The following is a 16697-nucleotide window of genomic DNA, read 5'->3' as shown; positions in this document are numbered from 1 at the left end:
GGCCCGCCCGGCGGGTCGCGGCGGCGGGCCGGAGCGGCGCCCGGACCGGTGGTCACCGGCCGGCCGTCACTGTCCCCCGGCCGAACCCAGGTCGACCGTGCCGGAGTAGCCGGGCACGCTGAGCTCGCCGCTCTCCTGCACCTTCCAGCCCAGCCCGTACGCCTGCACGTACTGCAGGTAGTTGCGGATCGTCGGGTCGGCGTCCACCGCGGACCGCAGCGCGTCCGTGCGCCCCACCGCCTTGACCACGTACGGCGGCGAGTAGACCCGGCCCTGGAGCAGCAGGGTGTTGCCCACGCAACGGACCGCGCTGGTGGCGATCAGCCGCTGGTCCATCACCTGGACGCCCTCGGCGCCGCCCCGCCAGAGCGCGTTGACCACCGCCTGGATGTCCTGCTGGTGGATGACGAGGTCGTTGACGCCGGGCTCGGGCACCCCGGGGATGCGTGCGGTGGCGTTCGGCGGCGCGTCGTTGAGGGTGACGGTCAGTCCGGGCCCCTGCAGCGGTTCCAGGGCGGCGGCCTGCTGGAGGGCGGTCAGCCGGGCGGCGTCCGCGGGGCTGCGCCCCTGCTGGCCGGTGAGCGCCTGGGAACGCGCCTGGAGGTCGGCGAGCTGCTCCTGGGACTGCTGGTTCTGCGAGCTGCGCTGGCGTATCACGTCGCCGAGGCTCAGCAGCGAGTTGTCGGTCCGCAGATCGGTCCCGCGGGCGGTCTGCGCGCTGATGTAGAAGAGCAGGCCGGCGAGCGCGAAGACGGCGCAGGTCAGGGCACGGCCGACAATTCGGATGCCGGCGGCGCGAGAGCGGGCAGGCCGAGGAGGAATCGACAAATTAGGCACCGTACCCTTATCTCCTTCAGACCCGCCGAGCCACTACGCTAACGGACGCCGGTGGCATGTGCGGGACCGGTTCCCCTAACGTTCTCCACAGCCGCCACCCACCAGCCGCCCCACCCGCTGAACCCCTGCGCGGTCTCACAGCGCATCGACAGGAGAGCTCCTCGTGCCGAAGTCTCGACTCCGCAAGAAGTCCGATTACACCCCGCCGACGGTGGCAACGGTGAAAATCAGCTCGGGCCGAAGCTGGGTAGCCCCTCTGATGCTGGCACTGTTCCTGGTCGGTCTGGTCTGGATCGTCACCTATTACGTGACCAGTGGCACCTGGCCGGTCGAGAGCTGGGCCAACTGGAACATCCTGGTGGGCTTCGGCTTCATCGCGGCGGGATTCGGCGTCTCCACCCAGTGGAAGTGACGCCGGGGCCCAGGCCCTGAGCGTCCGCTCCGCCGCCCCGGCAGCGTCGTGCGGGGCGGCGCCTCGGTGTGTCCTGACACCGGACGGCGGTTATCCCGCTTATCACGCTTATCCACATGGTTATCCACACTGGGGAAAAGTCTCCCCGGCCTGTGGATAACTCGCGTCCGGCGCGCTGTCCACACCCGTGCGCGCGCTCCCCCGAATGCCGAATACGCACAGCGGGACACGCGTAGAACAACAGTCCACAGCCCGGCTGGCGCACCGGCTGTGCACAACCCCCCACGCGCTGTGGACAAACGTCCGGAACGGTCACCCGCCGTAGCGGGCCGTCCCGACGAGGACCATCAGCAGCACCAGCCCGGCCACCCCCGCCACCGTCAGTGCCTGGACGACCGTCCGGCGCTCCCGCGGGGCGTACATCAGCCCGATCGCGGTCAGCGTGCCGGCGACCAGCCCGCCGATGTGCGCCCGCCAGTCGATGCCGGACACCGAGAAGGTGACGATCAGGTTGAAGACCAGCAGCGCGATCACCGGTCCCAGCGGCGTCCTGGTCTGCTTGTACATCACCACGGTCGCGCCGAGCAGGCCGAAGATGGCGCCGGACGCCCCCAGCGAGTTCATGAAGCCGCCGGCCAGCAGGAAGGCGAACGCACTGCCGGCCAGGCCGGACAGCAGGTAGACGGCCAGGAAGCGGATCCGGCCGAGCGCCGCCTCCAGCGAGGGACCGATCACCCAGAGCATCACCATGTTGGTGGCGATGTGCCACGGCGCGACGTGCAGGAAGGTCGCGGTCAGCAGCCGGTACCACTGGTCCGGCCCGGCCGCCACGCCGTACGGGAAGCCGGTGATCTGCGGGCCGACGCTGAACAGCGAGAGGTCCTCGGCCAGCCACGGCTCCAGCACGTAGGCGGCCAGCAGGAAGACCGCCAGGTTGAGTCCGAGCAGGACCTTGGTGACCAGCGCGCCGTCGGCGGCCGGCTTGCCGCCGAACCGCGTGGTCGCCTGCCGCACCTGCCGGTTGTCCCCGCTGACGCACTCCGGACAGTGGAAGCCCACCGAGGCGTTCACCATGCATTTCGGGCAGATCGGCCGGCCGCACCGGGAGCAGCCGATACCGGTCTCCTGCTCCGGGTGCCGGTAGCAGCGGGACGCCCCGGACCCGCCGCCCGGCCGCGGGTCCTCGTCCGTCGGCGGCCTGGACTCGTCCGGGAGCATCAGCGGTAACCCCTTCTCGTACGTCGGCGGCGCGGTCCCGCCGGCACCCGCCGTACGGGTGGCACCGGGATCGTCAGCGTACTGCGGCGGGTCGGCGCCGAGCGATCTCCACCGGCCGGATCCGGTCCCCGGACGCCGGACCGGGCGACCCGCCACACCCCGCGTACGGCCCACTCCGGAGTGCTCTCAGACAAATCAACATGCATGATCAGCATTTAGGTGGATAAGTGCATATAGGACGCCACCAGGAGGAGAGACTCGTGACCCGTTTGGACTCAGCACGTGAGACGGCCGGCAAGACCCGGGAAACTCTCGCGCCCTACGCCGCCACCGCCAAGGAAACCGCGGTGCACCTCGCGGACGGCGCGAAGCAGCGGCTGGGGCCCGCTGTGGACGCCGTCGGGCCGAAGGCCTCCCAGGCAGCGCACAGCGCCCGTGTGCAGTACGCCAAGCACATCGCCCCGCAGTTCGAGCATGCCTTCGCCAGCCTTCCCCCGGAAGCCCAGAAGAACACCCTCAAGGCCCTCCACCGGGCCCAGGAGACCGCCCTGGCGGCCCGGCTCTCCGCGATCCGCGCCGCCGACCAGGCCCGCTCCACCGTGGTCCCCAAGGTCGCCCACGCGGTCGAGGAGGCCCGCGCCACCGTCACGCCCGTCGCGTTGGAGGCGCAGACCCGCGGCGCCGCCGCGCTGACCGCGCTGCAGGGCCACGTCACCTCGGCCGAGATCAGCGACCTCGCCGCCCGCAACGCCAGGAAGGAGCACCGCAACGGCTGGGCCACCGGCCTCGCCGTGGCGGGCGCCGTCGCCATCGGCAGCGGCATCCTGGTCTGGCAGTGGTGGCGGCACCAGGGCGACCCGGAGTGGCTCGTCGAGCCCACGACCGGAACCCCCACCCCGGCGCCCGGCCCGGCCGAGGCCGCGGCCGCCCCGCGCCCCGGCGGCTCGCACGCCACGAGCGCCGGCACCGCGGACGGCACCGTCGACGCGGCCACCACCAGCCCGGTGAACGGCTCCACGGCCGAGACGGCGGCCGCGCCGGACGTCCCGACCGAGTCCGGCGCCGCCGAACCCGGCTCGTCCACCCCTGACGGGCCCGACCACGACGAGGACCGGCCCAAGCCGCACGACCCGCGCAAGCCGCACTGACCGGCCCGCACCCCCGCAGAACGCCGATCGGCCGCTGACCCGGATTCAGGTCAGCGGCCGATCGGCTGTTCGTCTGTGGAGCTTAGGAGACTCGAACTCCTGACATCTGCCTTGCAAAGGCAGCGCTCTACCAACTGAGCTAAAGCCCCTCGACGGCACCGCGTGTACCGCCGGGCACTAGCGTACCGGGTCCCGGCGCGAATCCCACGCCCCGTCCCCGCACTGGTGCCCGGCCGGTGCCGGAAGAGCCGGTCGGCCCGGTCGTCCGACCGGACCGACCGACCGGGGAGACGCGCTGCGGCGTCTCCGAAGATCGTCGATCGTCAGATCGTCCGGGGCCTCAGTGACCGGCCGGGACCGGGTCGGTGGCCTCGGTCCACAGGTCCTGCTCGGCGCGGTCCGCCTGGACCTGACGGTAGACAAAGAAGCCGCCGAGGGCGACCAGGGCGACCAGGAGAAGCTTCTTCACCGCGGGACCTCGTCCTTCTTGCGTATCGGACTCAACAGCCGTGCGCCGACCGGATTGGCCGGGCCGACGAGTCCATGGGTTCTTACGAGCACGAACGGGCTGCCGGGTGCCAGACTGCCCTTGCGGCCGATGATACACACCGGTGTCCCAATCGTGACCAGCCACCGCTGCCGCCAACCGACCCGTCCGGCCGGAGGATTGACGCCACACCTCCTGTCGTACGGTCGGCCTGCCGGTGAGCGGCCCCAGGACGCCCTCCGGACCGACCCGGACCGGTCACCGGCGGGGCGGCGTGACCACCACGGCGGTACCGGAGGCGAGGTCCACCCTGGTCCGCGGCGGAGCCCCCTCCCCCTCCTCGTCGCGCAGCATCAGCGTGCTGCGCCGCTCGTCCAGCTCGTGCTGCTTGCCCGCCGCGAACTGGGCGTGCAGCTGCTCGAAGCCGGTCGACGAGATCTGCCCCTCCCGGCCCGTCCCCCGCCAGGGGATCCAGCGGGCCCGGCGCGCCCGCAGCGCCAGTTGGTCGACGAAGGCCAGCACGACCAGCGCGCAGACCAGTCCGGGAATGCTCATCGCCCAGAACAGCGCCATACCGCCACCATCCCTCCACCCGCCCTCCCCCGGACAACCCCCGGGGCGGGCCCGTGGTTCCCCGGTCCGGGCACGAAAACGCCGAAGGGCCCGGAGCGAGATCGCTCCGGGCCCTTCGCGGTGGTGGGCCTAACAGGACTTGAACCTGTGGCCTCTTCCTTATCAGGGAAGCGCTCTAACCGTCTGAGCTATAGGCCCTTGCCGCACTGAAAGATTAGCGGACCGACGGCCGATCTCCCAAATCCTGATCGGCACCGGCCCCGGCGGCAGTCCGCTGGTGGGAAGCGGTGGGGCGGCGGAGCAGCCACTCCTCACGGGTGGCCGGGAGGTGGGCCGCCCCCTCGGGACCGGTGCGCACGGCGAGGATCTGGTTGATCCCGATCCGGTTCTCCTCGAAGGCGAGCGCCGAGGCCGCCATGTACAGCCGCCAGACCCGGGCCCGGCCGCGGCCGACCAGGCGGACCGCCTCCGTCCAGTGCGCCTCCAGGTTGGCCACCCACTCGCGCAGCGTCAGCCCGTAGTGCTCGCGCAGCGACTCCACGTCGCGGACCTCGAAGCCGGCCTCCTCCAGCCGGGCCACGGTGGAACCGACCGGGGAGAGCTCGCCGTCCGGGAAGACGTAGCGGTCGATGAACGGGCTGGGGCGGTGCGGCTCGCCCGGGTGGTCCGGGCGGCGGGCGATCTGGTGGTTGAGCAGCCGGCCACCGGGCACCAGCAGGCCGTACAGGCCGTCGGCGTAGACCCGGTACTGCTCGGAGCCGACGTGCTCGGCCATGCCGACGCTGGAGATGGCGTCGAACGGGCCGTCCGGGATCTCCCGGTAGTCCTGCAGCCGGATCTCGATCCGGTCGGCCAGGCCGGCCTCCTCGACCCGTCGGCGGGCGAGCGCGACCTGCTCCTCGGAGATGGAGACGCCGACCGCCGTGACGCCGTAGTGCCGCGCGGCGTGCAGCACCAGCGAGCCCCAGCCGCAGCCGACGTCCAGCAGGCGCATCCCCGGCCGCAGGCCGAGCTTGCGGCAGATCAGGTCGAGCTTGGCCTCCTGGGCGGCCTCCAGGCTCTTGGCGGCCGGCTCCCAGTAGGCGCAGGAGTACACCATCGAGGAGCCCAGGACGAGCCCGTAGAAGTCGTTGCCGACGTCGTAGTGGTGGCTGATCGCCGCGCGGTCCCGGCTGCGGCTGTGCACCCGGCCCCGGACGGACCCGGCCTCCTCCGGCGGCGGGGCGGGCTGCGGGCCGAGCGCACCCGCCCGGAGCAGCGCCCCCAGCACCCGGCGGCCCCGGGGGCCGACCACGTCGCCGGGGCCCAGCGCCAGCTGCCGGATCTCGGGGCGCTCGGCGAGGTGCGCGACGACCGTCAGCACCTCGTAGAGGTCGGCGCCCGGGGCGAGCTCCAGGTCCCCCGACACGTAGGCCCGGGCCAGGCCCAGCTCACCCGGCTGCCAGAGCAGCCGGCGCAGCGCCCGCCGGTTGCGCAGCACCACCGTGGGCGCCCCCGGCGGCCCGGCGGCACTGCCGTCCCACACCTGCACCCGCAGCGGTACCGGGACCCCCAGCAGCCCTTCCAGGGCCTCGACCAGTTGCCTTGCGAGCTGAGCCATCGCGCGCCTCCGTCCAGCCGTACCTGCACAGCCGTACCCGCCCCGGCCGGTCGGACCGGGGGGCGGGCCTGCGGCACTCGGTGACTCGGCACGAGCGCGTCCAGCTAATCCCACCGCGGCGGACGCCCGACCGGGCGGCACGCCGCGGGGACCGGCTGTCACCCGAAATGCCGACGGGCCCCGAAGGCTGCAACAGCCGTCGGGGCCCGCACATTCCGTCCGCGGACGACGATGTGACCGGGGGTCAGACCCGGTCCGGCGCGGCCGGGGTCAGTCCTCCTCGGCCAGGGTCAGCTCGATGCCACCGGTGAAGCCGGCGGCCGCGTTGTAGATGAACGCCGAGAGCGTGGAGAGCGCGGTCAGCAGCACGACGTCGACCACCGCGATCAGCGAGGTGAAGGTCATCACCTTGCCGAACCCGACGTAGTCCATCAGGTTGATGCCGCTGTTGGGCGCCTCGCCGGCGGTGACCTCCTTGAGGGTCTTGCCGAGCGAGTCGAAGACCCCGAGCGAGTCCAGCGTCATCCACAGGACGGCCGCCGCCACGATGATGATGATCCCGACCGCCAGCGACAGCAGGAAGCTCACCTTCATCACCGACCACGGGTCGGCCTTGGTGATCCGCAGCCGGGCCTTGCGGGTCCGGCCGAGGCCGGCGCCCCCGACGGCCGGCGCCGCGCCGGGCCGGCGCGGGGCGCCGCCCGGGACGGGCGTCCCGCCGGGCGGGGTGTTGCCGCCCACCCGGGTGCCCCGGGGCGGCGTCGGCTGCCCCTTGGCGTACGTGGTCGGCTGCGAGAACCCGCTTCCGCCCGGCGCCGGCGCTCCCGGCGGCGGAGGGGTCGGCTGCCCGCCGTACGTCGCCCCGCCCTGACCCGCCGCACCGACCGGTGGCATCAGCGAGGTGGACGCGGCGGGGTGCTCGGCCGGCGGCTGCGGCACCCCGTAGCCCCCGCCGCCCTGTGCTGCGCCCGGACGGCCGCCGGTGGCTCCTCCCGCAGCACCCGTGGCTCCACTCACTGGTCCTCCCGCACTTCCCACCAGGGCGGCGGCGCCGCCCTGCGTCGTCACTCGTCATCCAGCACCCGGCGGGATTGCCCGGAACTGGTCGGCGGCCGGCGCCACCGCGCCCGTGTTCGGACGCAACGGCACCGGCCTGCGCGGTAGGGGTCAGGCCTGGGCTTCCTCGCCGCCCGCCACCGTCTCCGTACCCTCGGCCACCTCGGTGGACTCGGCGTCGGACGCCTCGTCCTCCAACAGCTCCTCGCCCTCGGCCTCCGCGTTGCGGGCCATGCCCACCACCGCGTCGCGCTTTCCGAGGTTGATCAGTTGGACGCCCATGGTGTCACGTCCGGTTTCACGAACCTCGGAAACCCTCGTGCGGATCACCCCGCCCGAGAGGGTGATCGCCATGATCTCGTCGCTGTCGTCCACCACCAGGGCGCCGACCAGCGATCCGCGGCCCTCGACGATCTTCGCCGCCTTGGTGCCGAAACCGCCGCGCCCCTGGACACGGTACTCGTCCACCCCGGTGCGCTTGGCGTAGCCACCGTCGGTGGCGGTGAAGACGTACGTCCCCGGCCGGACCACGTTCATCGACAGCAGTTCGTCGTCCTCGCGGAAGGACATGCCCTTGACGCCGGAGGTGGCGCGGCCGGTGGGCCGCAGCGCGTCGTCGGTCGCGGTGAAGCGGATCGACTGGGCCTTGCGGGAGACCAGCAGCAGGTCGTCCTCGGCGGAGACCAGCTCGGCGCCGATCAGCTCGTCGTCCCGGCCCTCCTCGTCCTGGCGCAGGTTGATCGCGATCAGGCCGCCGGAGCGGGGCGAGTCGTAGTCCTTGAGCGCGGACTTCTTCACCAGACCGGCCCGGGTGGCGAGCACGAGGTACGGCTTGTCCTCGTAGGTGCGCACCGCCATCACCTGGGTGATGTGCTCCTCCGGCTGGAAGGCCAGCAGGTTGGCCACGTGCTGGCCGCGGGCGTCCCGGCCGGCGTCCGGCAGCTCGTAGCCCTTGGCCCGGTAGACCCGGCCCTTGTTGGTGAAGAACAGGATCCAGTTGTGGGTCGTCGTCACGAAGAAGTGGTCGACGATGTCGTCCTGCTTGAGCTGCGCACCGCGCACGCCCTTGCCGCCGCGCTTCTGCGAGCGGTAGAGGTCGGAGCGGGTCCGCTTGACGTAGCCGCCACGGGTGATCGTGACGACGATGTCCTCCTCGGCGATGAGGTCCTCGATGGAGAGGTCGCCGTCGGAGGGGATCAGGGTGGAGCGCCGCTCGTCGCCGTACTTCTCGACGATCGCGGTCAGCTCCTCGGAGATGATCTCGCGCTGACGGCCCGGGGAGGCCAGGATCGCGTTGTACTCGTCGATCTTGCGCTGCAGCTCGTCGTGCTCGTCCATGATCCGCTGGCGCTCCAGGGCGGCCAGGCGGCGCAGCTGCATCTCCAGGATCGCGTTGGCCTGGAGCTCGTCGATGGCGAGCAGCTCCATCAGGCCGCTGCGGGCGGCGTCGGCGCTGGCCGAGGCCCGGATCAGCGCGATGACCTCGTCGATCATGTCCAGGGCGCGCAGCAGGGCGCGCAGGATGTGCGCCCGCTCCTCGGCCTTGCGCAGCCGGAAGGTGGTGCGCCGGACGATGACGTCGACCTGGTGGTTGACCCAGTGCCGGATGAAGGCGTCGAGCGAGAGCGTGCGCGGCACGCCGTCGACCAGCGCCAGCATGTTGGCGCCGAAGTTGGTCTGCAGGTCGGTGTGCTTGTAGAGGTTGTTCAGCACGACCTTGGCGACGGCGTCCCGCTTGAGCACGATGACCAGGCGCTGGCCGGTGCGCGAGGAGGACTCGTCGCGGACGTCGGCGATGCCGGCGACCTTGCCGTCCTTGACCAGGTCGGCGATCTTCAGCGCGAGGTTGTCCGGGTTGACCTGGTAGGGCAGCTCGGTGATCACCAGGCACTGGCGGCCCTGGATCTCCTCGACCTCGACCACCGCGCGCATGGTGATCGAGCCGCGCCCGGTGCGGTACGCCTCCTCGATCCCGCGGCGGCCGACGATCAGCGCGCCGGTCGGGAAGTCCGGGCCCTTGATCCGCTCGATCAGGGCCTCCAGCAGCTCCTCGTTGGAGGCCTCCGGGTGCTCCAGCGCCCAGAGCGCGCCGGAGGCGACCTCGCGCAGGTTGTGCGGCGGGATGTTGGTGGCCATGCCGACCGCGATGCCGGTGGCACCGTTGACCAGCAGGTTGGGGATGCGCGCGGGCAGGACGGTGGGCTCCTGCGAGCGGCCGTCGTAGTTGGCGGCGAAGTCGACGGTCTCCTCGTCGATGTCGCGCATCATCTCCATGGCCAGCGGCATCAGCTTGCACTCGGTGTAGCGCATGGCCGCGGCCGGGTCGTTGCCCGGCGAGCCGAAGTTGCCGTTGCCGTCCACCAGCGGCATCCGCAGCGACCACGGCTGGGCCAGGCGGACCACGGTGTCGTAGATCGAGGTGTCACCGTGCGGGTGGTAGTTGCCCATGACGTCGCCGACGACGCGGGCGCACTTGTAGTAGCCCTTCTCGGGGCGGTACCCGCCGTCGTACATGGCGTAGAGCACGCGCCGGTGCACCGGCTTGAGGCCGTCGCGGACCTCGGGCAGCGCACGGCTGACGATCACGCTCATCGCGTAGTCGAGGTACGAGCGCTGCATCTCGGTCTCGAGCTCGATCGGCTCGACCCGGGACACGAAGGTGTCGGTGGCGGTGCTGGCGTCCGGCTGCTCGCCGTCGGGACGGTTGTCGTCGACCACTGGTGGTCAGTTTCCTTTCACGCGTGACTGGACTGTGCTGGCAGGGGCGGGCCCCGTCACACGTCCAGGAAGCGGACGTCCTTGGCGTTGCGCTGGATGAAGGAGCGGCGGGCCTCGACGTCCTCGCCCATCAGGACGGAGAAGAGGTCGTCGGCGCGGGCCGCGTCCTCCAGGGTGATCTGCTGGAGCAGGCGGTGGGCCTGGTCCATGGTGGTCACCCGCAGTTCCTCGGCGTTCATCTCGCCGAGACCCTTGAAGCGCTGGATCGCGTCGTCCTTGGGCAGCCGGCGACCGGCCGCGACGCCCGCCGCGATGGTGGCGTCGCGCTCGCGGTCGGAGTACACGTAGTCGAAGTCGTCCTTGCCCCACTTGATCTTGTACAGCGGGGGCATCGCGAGGTAGACGTAGCCGGACTCGACCAGCGGCCGCATGAAGCGGAACAGCAGGGTGAGCAGCAGGGTGCGGATGTGCTGACCGTCGACGTCGGCGTCCGCCATCAGGACGATCTTGTGATAGCGCAGCTTGGACTCGTCGTAGTCCTCCTGGATGCCGCAGCCGAAGGCCGAGATCAGCGCCTGGACCTCGGTGTTCTGCAGCACCTTGTCGATCCGGGCCTTCTCGACGTTCAGGATCTTGCCGCGGATCGGGAGGATCGCCTGGATGCGCGGGTCACGGCCCTGCTTGGCGGAGCCGCCGGCGGAGTCGCCCTCGACGATGAAGATCTCGCACTCGGCCGGGTCCTTGGACTGGCAGTCGCTCAGCTTGCCGGGCAGCGAGGCGGACTCCAGCAGGCCCTTGCGGCGGGTCAGGTCCCGCGCCTTCCGGGCGGCCACGCGCGCGGTGGCGGCCTGGATGGACTTGCGGATGATGTCCGAGGCCTCGTTCGGGTTGCGGTCCAGCCAGTCGTTCAGCTGCTCGTGGACCACCCGCTGGACGAAGGTCTTCGCCTCGGTGTTGCCCAGCTTGTCCTTGGTCTGGCCCTCGAACTGCGGCTCGCCGAGCTTGACCGAGATGATCGCGGTCAGACCCTCGCGGATGTCCTCGCCGGAGAGGTTGTCGTCCTTCTCGCGGAGCAGCTTCTTGTCCCGCGCGTAGCGGTTGACCAGGCCGGTCAGCGCCGCGCGGAAGCCCTCTTCGTGGGTGCCGCCGCCGTGGGTGTGGATGGTGTTGGCGAACGAGTAGACCCCCTCGGTGTACGAGGAGTTCCACTGCATCGCGACCTCCACGGAGATCGTCTTCTCCTTGTCCTCCGCCTCGAAGTCGATCACCGAGGGGTGGATCACGTCGCCCTTGCGGGAGTTGAGGTGGGCGACGAAGTCGGCGATGCCGCCGTCGTACCGGTACGTGACGGAGAGCGGGTTGCCCTCCTCGTCCGCGTGCTCCGGCCGCTCGTCGGTCAGCGAGATGGTCAGGCCCTTGTTGAGGAACGCCATCTCCTGGAAGCGCCGGGAGAGCGTCTCGAAGGAGTAGACCGTGGTCTCGAAGATGTCCGGGTCGGCCCAGAACGTGACGGTGGTGCCGGTCCGCTCGGTCGGCTCGCCCTTCACCAGGGCGGCGGTCGGCGCGCCCATCTTGTATTCCTGGGTCCAGAGGTGCCCGTCCCGGTGGATCTCCACCGCGAGACGGGTGGACAGGGCGTTCACCACCGAGACGCCGACGCCGTGCAGGCCGCCGGAGACGGCGTAGCCGCCGCCGCCGAACTTGCCGCCCGCGTGCAGGACGGTGAGCACGACCTCGACGGCCGGCTTCTCCTGGCCGGGGACGATGTCCACCGGGATGCCTCGGCCGTTGTCGACGACGCGGACCGCGCCGTCGGCGAGGAGCGTGACGTCGATGGTGTCGGCGTACCCGGCCATCGCCTCGTCGACGGAGTTGTCCACGACCTCCTGCACCAGGTGATGCAGGCCACGCTCACCGGTCGAGCCGATGTACATGCCGGGGCGCTTGCGGACGGCGTCGAGGCCCTCCAGCACCTGGATGTTGCTTCCGGTGTAGGTGCTCTCGGCCGCCTGCTCGGTCTGGTCTGGGGTCTGGCTGGGGTTGCCGGAATCGGCCACGAAGCGCCCTCTCTGGCACAGCACGGGCCGCATCCCCGCCCCGTGCGGGCGAGCGTGCGACCACGGCGTTTCGACTCGGTTGCCACTAGCAACAGTGTTTGGCTCTCAGTCTACCGGTAGGACTGACAGAGATGGGCTTTTGGCAGCCCCTGAGGGCAGATACGCCGCCCTGAATCCCCTCTGCACATGTCCCGATACTCGCCCCGGGGGCACAGAGCGCCTGGAAGGGCCGTCAGGGGTTCCGGAAGATTCCGGTCCGCTCGACCCCGGGCGCCCGCGGTCACCCCCAGGTGTCGCCCGGTCCCTTGCTCCCCGGCGCGCGCAGCCGGCCGTAGCCGCGGACCGGCGCGGCCGGCCCCAGCACCTTGATCGTCTTGACCGTGCCGCGGCCCAGCTCGTGATTCAGACGGGCCACCAACTGCCTTGCCAGCCACCGCAGTTGAGTGGCCCAGGCAGTGGAGTCGCACTGCACGGTGAGCACCGCGGCCGCGTCGTCGTAGGAGGTGGGCTCGCAGTGCGCCGAGATGTCGGGGCCGACGATCTGCGCCCAACGGCCCATCACCCCGCCGACCGCCGCCGAGGACTCCCACCCGCGCTCGGTCAGCAGCCGGTTCAGCGCCGCCCCCAGCGGCACCGGGTCACGGCCGTCCGAGCGCGCCCCGCTGCGCAGCCCGTACCGCTTCGCCTCGCGCTTCTCCCGGACCTGCTCGCCCCGCTGGCGGGCCTGCGCCCGGGCCGCCCGCAGCGCCGAGCGGGCCAGGTCGGCGCCGGTCGGTGCCGGGCCGCCCGGCTGCCCGGCCTCCGGCTGGTCGACGGCCGGTGGGAGGGCGGTGAGCGGGAGGGCGGTCAGTGGGAGGGCACCCGGCTGAGGGGTCTTCCCGGTCGGATCGCTCATGGCGATCTCCTTTCCCCAGCCTGTGGACAACGGTCGCGGCTACGCGCCGGTGAGCCGTCCAGCGTACGGGAGCGGACGGGGACGGGGGCACGCCGGACGGCGGGTCGAAGGGGCGGCAGGTGTGGAGGTGCGGTGGAGGAACGGGGCGCGCGGCCGCCGTCCGTCAGGCGTCGACCCGGCGGACCGCGCCGTCGGCCACCGAGTACCGGGCCCCGGCCAGGGCCTTCGGCACGTCCTCCGCGACCGCCGCGGTGACCAGGACCTGCTCGCCGCCGGCGACCAGCTCGGCCAGCCGGTCGCGGCGGGTGGCGTCCAGCTCGGCGAAGACGTCGTCGAGGATCAGCACCGGTTCGCCGCCGTCGGCGCGCAGCAGCTCGTAGGAGGCCAGCCGCAGCGCCAGCGCGAACGACCAGGACTCGCCGTGGCTGGCGTAGCCCTTGGCCGGCAGCGGTCCGAGCCGCAGGCCCAGCTCGTCGCGGTGCGGCCCGACCAGCGTCAGACCGCGCTCGACCTCCTGCTTGCGGGCCGCCCGCAGGGCCTGGAGCAGCTGCTCCTCGGCCTGCTCGCGGCTGGTCGGCAGCTCGCCCTCGAAGGAGCTGCGGTACTCCAGCACGGTCTCGCCGCCGGCGGGCGCGAGCTGCCCGTACGCGGCCGTCACCAGCGGTTGCAGGGAGGCGACCAGCTGGATCCGGAAGGCGGTCAGCTCGGCTCCGGCACGTGCCAGGTGGCCGTCCCAGACCTCCAGGGTGGAGAGGTCCGCGCCCTTGCCGCCGCCGGAGCGGCGGGCCATCGCGGCGGTCTTCAGCAGGGCGTTGCGCTGCTTCAGCACCCGCTCGTAGTCCTGCCGGACGCCGGCCAGCCGGGGCGCCCGGGCGGTCAGCAGCTCGTCCAGGAAGCGCCGGCGCTCGCCCGGGTCGCCCTTGACCAGGCTGAGGTCCTCGGGGGCGAACAGCACGGTGCGCAGCAGGCCCAGGACGTCCCTGGGCCGGACGTTGTCGGAGCGGTTGATCCGGGCGCGGTTGGCCTTGCCCGGGGTGATCTCCAGTTCGACCAGGGTGCTGCGGCTCCCGGCCACCACCGAGGTGCGGATCACCGCCCGCTCGGCGCCGAGCCGGATCAGCGGGGCGTCGGTGGCCACCCGGTGGCTGCCGAGGGTGGCGATGTAGCCGATCGCCTCGACCAGGTTGGTCTTGCCCTGGCCGTTGGGTCCGACGAACGCCGTCACGCCCGGGTCGAGGGGAACCTCGGCCCGGGCGTAGGAACGGAAGTCGGCGAGCGACAGATGCGCGACGTGCATGGCTGTGGACTGCGCTCGCCTTCTGTGGACGTCCCGGGTGGGGCGGACTACTTCGACTCGACCGCGTGGCCGCCGAACTGGTTGCGCAGCGCGGCGATCATCTTCATCTGCGGCGAATCGTCCTGGCGGGAGGCGAACCGGGCGAAGAGCGAGGCGGTGATCGCGGGCAGCGGCACGGCGTGGTCGATCGCGGCCTCGACCGTCCAGCGGCCCTCGCCGGAGTCGGCGGCCCAGCCCTTGAGCTTGGCCAGGTGCTCGTCGTCGTCCAGCGCGCGAACGGCGAGGTCCAGCAGCCAGGAGCGGATGACCGTGCCCTCCTGCCAGCTGCGGAAGACCTCGCGCACGTCGGTGACCTCGGGGGCCGCCTCCAGCAGCTCCCAGCCCTCGGCGAAGGCCTGCATCATCGCGTACTCGATGCCGTTGTGGACCATCTTGGCGAAGTGGCCGGCGCCGACCGCGCCCGCGTGCACCGAGCCGAAGTCGCCCTCGGGCTTGAGGGCGTCGAAGACCGGCTTCGCCTTGGCGACGTGCTCGGCGTCGCCGCCGTACATCAGCGCGTAGCCGTTCTCCAGGCCCCAGACGCCGCCGGAGACGCCGCAGTCGACGAAGCCGATGCCCTTGGCGGCCAGCGACTCGGCGTGCTTGATGTCGTCCGTCCAGCGGGAGTTCCCGCCGTCCACGACCACGTCGCCGGGGGAGAGCAGCTCGGCGAGCTCGTCCACGGTCGCCTGGGTGGCGGCCCCGGCCGGAACCATGACCCAGACCACGCGCGGGCCCTGGAGCTTGGTCACGAGCTCCTGGAGGCTCTCGACATCGGAGATGTCGGGGTTGCGGTCGTAACCGATGACGGTGTGGCCGGCGCGGCGGATCCGCTCGCGCATGTTGCCGCCCATCTTGCCGAGACCGATGAGGCCGAGCTCCATGACCAAGTCCTTACCTGGGGTGACGTGCCTGCCTGCGGCGCCGTTGCCGCGCTGCCCTGAGCCTACGCGCTGAAGCGCGAGGGCCTCCCCGTGGTCGGGCCGACCGGGGGAGGCCTTCCACAGGCTGGACGCCCGGGCTGTGGACAGCCCGGGCGACGCGCGCTCGTGACACCGGCGGGGCGGCCGGAGCCGCCCCGGGCGGTCGGTCAGCCGGAGAGGCGGACCGGCATGATCAGGTACTGGTAGGCCTCGTCGGCCTCGGTGTCCACCGAGGCCTTGCCGCTGAGCAGCGCCGGCTTGGTCGGCGTGGTGAAGCTCAGCTGGGCGTAGGCGGAGTCGATGGCCTTGAGGCCCTCCTCCAGGTAGCCCGGGTTGAAGGCGATCGAGATGTCGTCGCCCTCCAGGTCCGCGTCGATCCGCTCGGTGGCCTGGGCGTCGTCGCCCGAACCGGCCTCCAGCGTCAGCACGCCCTGCTCGAAGTTGAGCCGGACCGGGGTGTTGCGCTCGGCGACCAGCGAGACGCGCTTGAGCGCCTCAAGGAAGGGCTGGGTCTGGATCGCGGCGACGGCGCTGAACTCCGTCGGGAAGAGACTGCGGAACTTGGGGAACTCGCCCTCCAGCAGCCGGGTGGTGGTCCGGCGGCCGGCGCCCTCGAAGCCGATCAGGCCCTCGCCCGCGCCGCCCGAGGACAGCGCGATCGAGACGGTGTCGCCGCTGCCCAGGGACTTGGCGATGTCCTGCAGCGTCTTGGCGGGGACCAGCGCGACCGCCGAGATGTCCGGCTGCTCGGGCTTCCACAGCAGCTCGCGGACGGCGAAGCGGTAGCGGTCGGTGGCGGCCAGGGTGATCCGGTCGCCCTCGATCTCGACCCGCACACCGGTGAGCACCGGGAGGGTGTCGTCGCGGCCGGCGGCCACCGCGGCCTGGCTGACCGCCGAGGCGAACACGTCACCGGAGACGGTGCCGGTCGCGGTCGGCATCTGGGGCAGGGCCGGGTACTCGTCCACCGGCAGGGTGGGGAGGGTGAACCGGGAGCTGCCGCAGACCACGCTGACCCGCTGGCCGTCGGTGGAGATCTCCACAGGCCTGTTGGGAAGGTTGCGCGAGATGTCGTTCAGCAGCCGGCCGGAGACCAGCACGGTGCCGGCCTCCTCGACGTCCGCCTCCAGCTCGACCCGGGCCGAGACCTCGTAGTCGAAGCCGGACAGCGCCAGGCTGCCCTCCTGCGCCGTCAGCAGCAGGCCGGCCAGCACCGGCACCGGCGGCCGTGCCGGGAGGCTGCGGGCAGCCCAGGCCACCGCCTCCGCGAGGACGTCACGCTCCACCCGGAACTTCACCGGTAACCGCCTCCTGGATCGAGCGCTCCCGCTCGCAAAGTCTGGTTGGTCTGATCTTGGTCGTCGGTGCGGTGGGCCGCCGAGCTCTGCCACTCCGCATCCAGTCGCAGAGGACAGTCTGACGTACTCCACCGACAGA

Annotated in this window: 14 protein-coding genes and 2 tRNA genes; 2 read left to right on the top strand and 14 right to left on the bottom strand. The window is 71.8% G+C overall.

What is annotated here, in order from left to right:
- Positions 1-66: 66 nt before the first annotated feature.
- Positions 67-828 carry a DUF881 domain-containing protein gene (locus ACZ34W_RS04075; RefSeq protein WP_329488813.1) on the bottom strand — a complete coding sequence of 254 codons (762 nt, stop codon included), beginning with the start codon at positions 826-828 and terminating at the stop codon, positions 67-69.
- Positions 829-1000: 172 nt separating this feature from the next.
- On the opposite strand from ACZ34W_RS04075, the gene crgA reads away from it, so the two are divergent.
- Positions 1001-1249 (top strand): cell division protein CrgA, encoded by a 249-nt coding sequence (gene crgA, locus ACZ34W_RS04070; RefSeq protein ID WP_329488811.1) that lies wholly within the window; start codon positions 1001-1003, stop codon positions 1247-1249.
- A 312-nt stretch (positions 1250-1561) separates the two neighbouring features.
- Here the strand turns inward: crgA and ACZ34W_RS04065 are convergent, their stop codons facing one another.
- The gene (locus ACZ34W_RS04065) at positions 1562-2467 is read right to left on the bottom strand and encodes a rhomboid family intramembrane serine protease (protein WP_396486078.1); all 906 of its coding nucleotides are present in this window, start codon (positions 2465-2467) and stop codon (positions 1562-1564) included.
- A 260-nt stretch (positions 2468-2727) separates the two neighbouring features.
- Here ACZ34W_RS04065 and ACZ34W_RS04060 point away from each other — a divergent pair, with 260 nt between their 5' ends.
- Complete coding sequence (locus ACZ34W_RS04060; RefSeq protein ID WP_465601543.1) at positions 2728-3615, top strand: DUF5324 family protein; 888 nt, start codon at positions 2728-2730, stop codon at positions 3613-3615.
- A 76-nt stretch (positions 3616-3691) separates the two neighbouring features.
- Here ACZ34W_RS04060 and ACZ34W_RS04055 read toward each other — a convergent pair.
- The 12 genes from ACZ34W_RS04055 to dnaN form a co-directional block, all read right to left on the bottom strand.
- Positions 3692-3764 (bottom strand) — tRNA-Ala (locus ACZ34W_RS04055).
- 191 nt (positions 3765-3955) lie between these two features.
- Positions 3956-4084 carry a DLW-39 family protein gene (locus tag ACZ34W_RS04050; RefSeq protein ID WP_465601540.1) on the bottom strand — a complete coding sequence of 43 codons (129 nt, stop codon included), beginning with the start codon at positions 4082-4084 and terminating at the stop codon, positions 3956-3958.
- A 276-nt stretch (positions 4085-4360) separates the two neighbouring features.
- The gene (locus ACZ34W_RS04045; protein ID WP_329488808.1) at positions 4361-4675 is read right to left on the bottom strand and encodes a DUF6191 domain-containing protein; all 315 of its coding nucleotides are present in this window, start codon (positions 4673-4675) and stop codon (positions 4361-4363) included.
- A 121-nt stretch (positions 4676-4796) separates the two neighbouring features.
- A tRNA-Ile gene (locus ACZ34W_RS04040) sits at positions 4797-4873 on the bottom strand.
- A 16-nt stretch (positions 4874-4889) separates the two neighbouring features.
- The gene (locus ACZ34W_RS04035; protein ID WP_329488807.1) at positions 4890-6275 is read right to left on the bottom strand and encodes a cyclopropane-fatty-acyl-phospholipid synthase family protein; all 1386 of its coding nucleotides are present in this window, start codon (positions 6273-6275) and stop codon (positions 4890-4892) included.
- A gap of 270 nt (positions 6276-6545) precedes the next feature.
- Entirely contained in the window at positions 6546-7214 is a 669-nt protein-coding gene (locus ACZ34W_RS04030; RefSeq protein ID WP_465601535.1) for a DUF3566 domain-containing protein, read from the bottom strand.
- Between the two features lie 228 nt (positions 7215-7442).
- Positions 7443-10049: a DNA gyrase subunit A gene (gene gyrA / locus ACZ34W_RS04025; protein WP_380387630.1), complete on the bottom strand. Its 2607-nt coding sequence runs from the start codon at positions 10047-10049 to the stop codon at positions 7443-7445.
- A gap of 56 nt (positions 10050-10105) precedes the next feature.
- A complete protein-coding gene (gyrB, locus tag ACZ34W_RS04020) occupies positions 10106-12130 on the bottom strand; it encodes a DNA topoisomerase (ATP-hydrolyzing) subunit B (protein ID WP_329488805.1) in 2025 nt (674 codons plus the stop codon).
- A gap of 256 nt (positions 12131-12386) precedes the next feature.
- Positions 12387-13001 (bottom strand): DciA family protein, encoded by a 615-nt coding sequence (locus tag ACZ34W_RS04015; protein ID WP_465601530.1) that lies wholly within the window; start codon positions 12999-13001, stop codon positions 12387-12389.
- Positions 13002-13164: 163 nt separating this feature from the next.
- Positions 13165-14298, bottom strand: coding sequence for a DNA replication/repair protein RecF (recF, locus tag ACZ34W_RS04010; RefSeq protein ID WP_329488803.1), 1134 nt, complete (start codon positions 14296-14298; stop codon positions 13165-13167).
- A gap of 47 nt (positions 14299-14345) precedes the next feature.
- The gene (gene gnd, locus ACZ34W_RS04005; RefSeq protein WP_329488802.1) at positions 14346-15221 is read right to left on the bottom strand and encodes a phosphogluconate dehydrogenase (NAD(+)-dependent, decarboxylating); all 876 of its coding nucleotides are present in this window, start codon (positions 15219-15221) and stop codon (positions 14346-14348) included.
- A 206-nt stretch (positions 15222-15427) separates the two neighbouring features.
- Complete coding sequence (dnaN, locus tag ACZ34W_RS04000; RefSeq protein ID WP_329488801.1) at positions 15428-16558, bottom strand: DNA polymerase III subunit beta; 1131 nt, start codon at positions 16556-16558, stop codon at positions 15428-15430.
- Positions 16559-16697 lie beyond the last annotated feature (139 nt).

Source organism: Kitasatospora sp. NPDC022856 (genome assembly GCF_055561235.1).
This window is presented reverse-complemented; position numbering and strand designations above follow the sequence as displayed.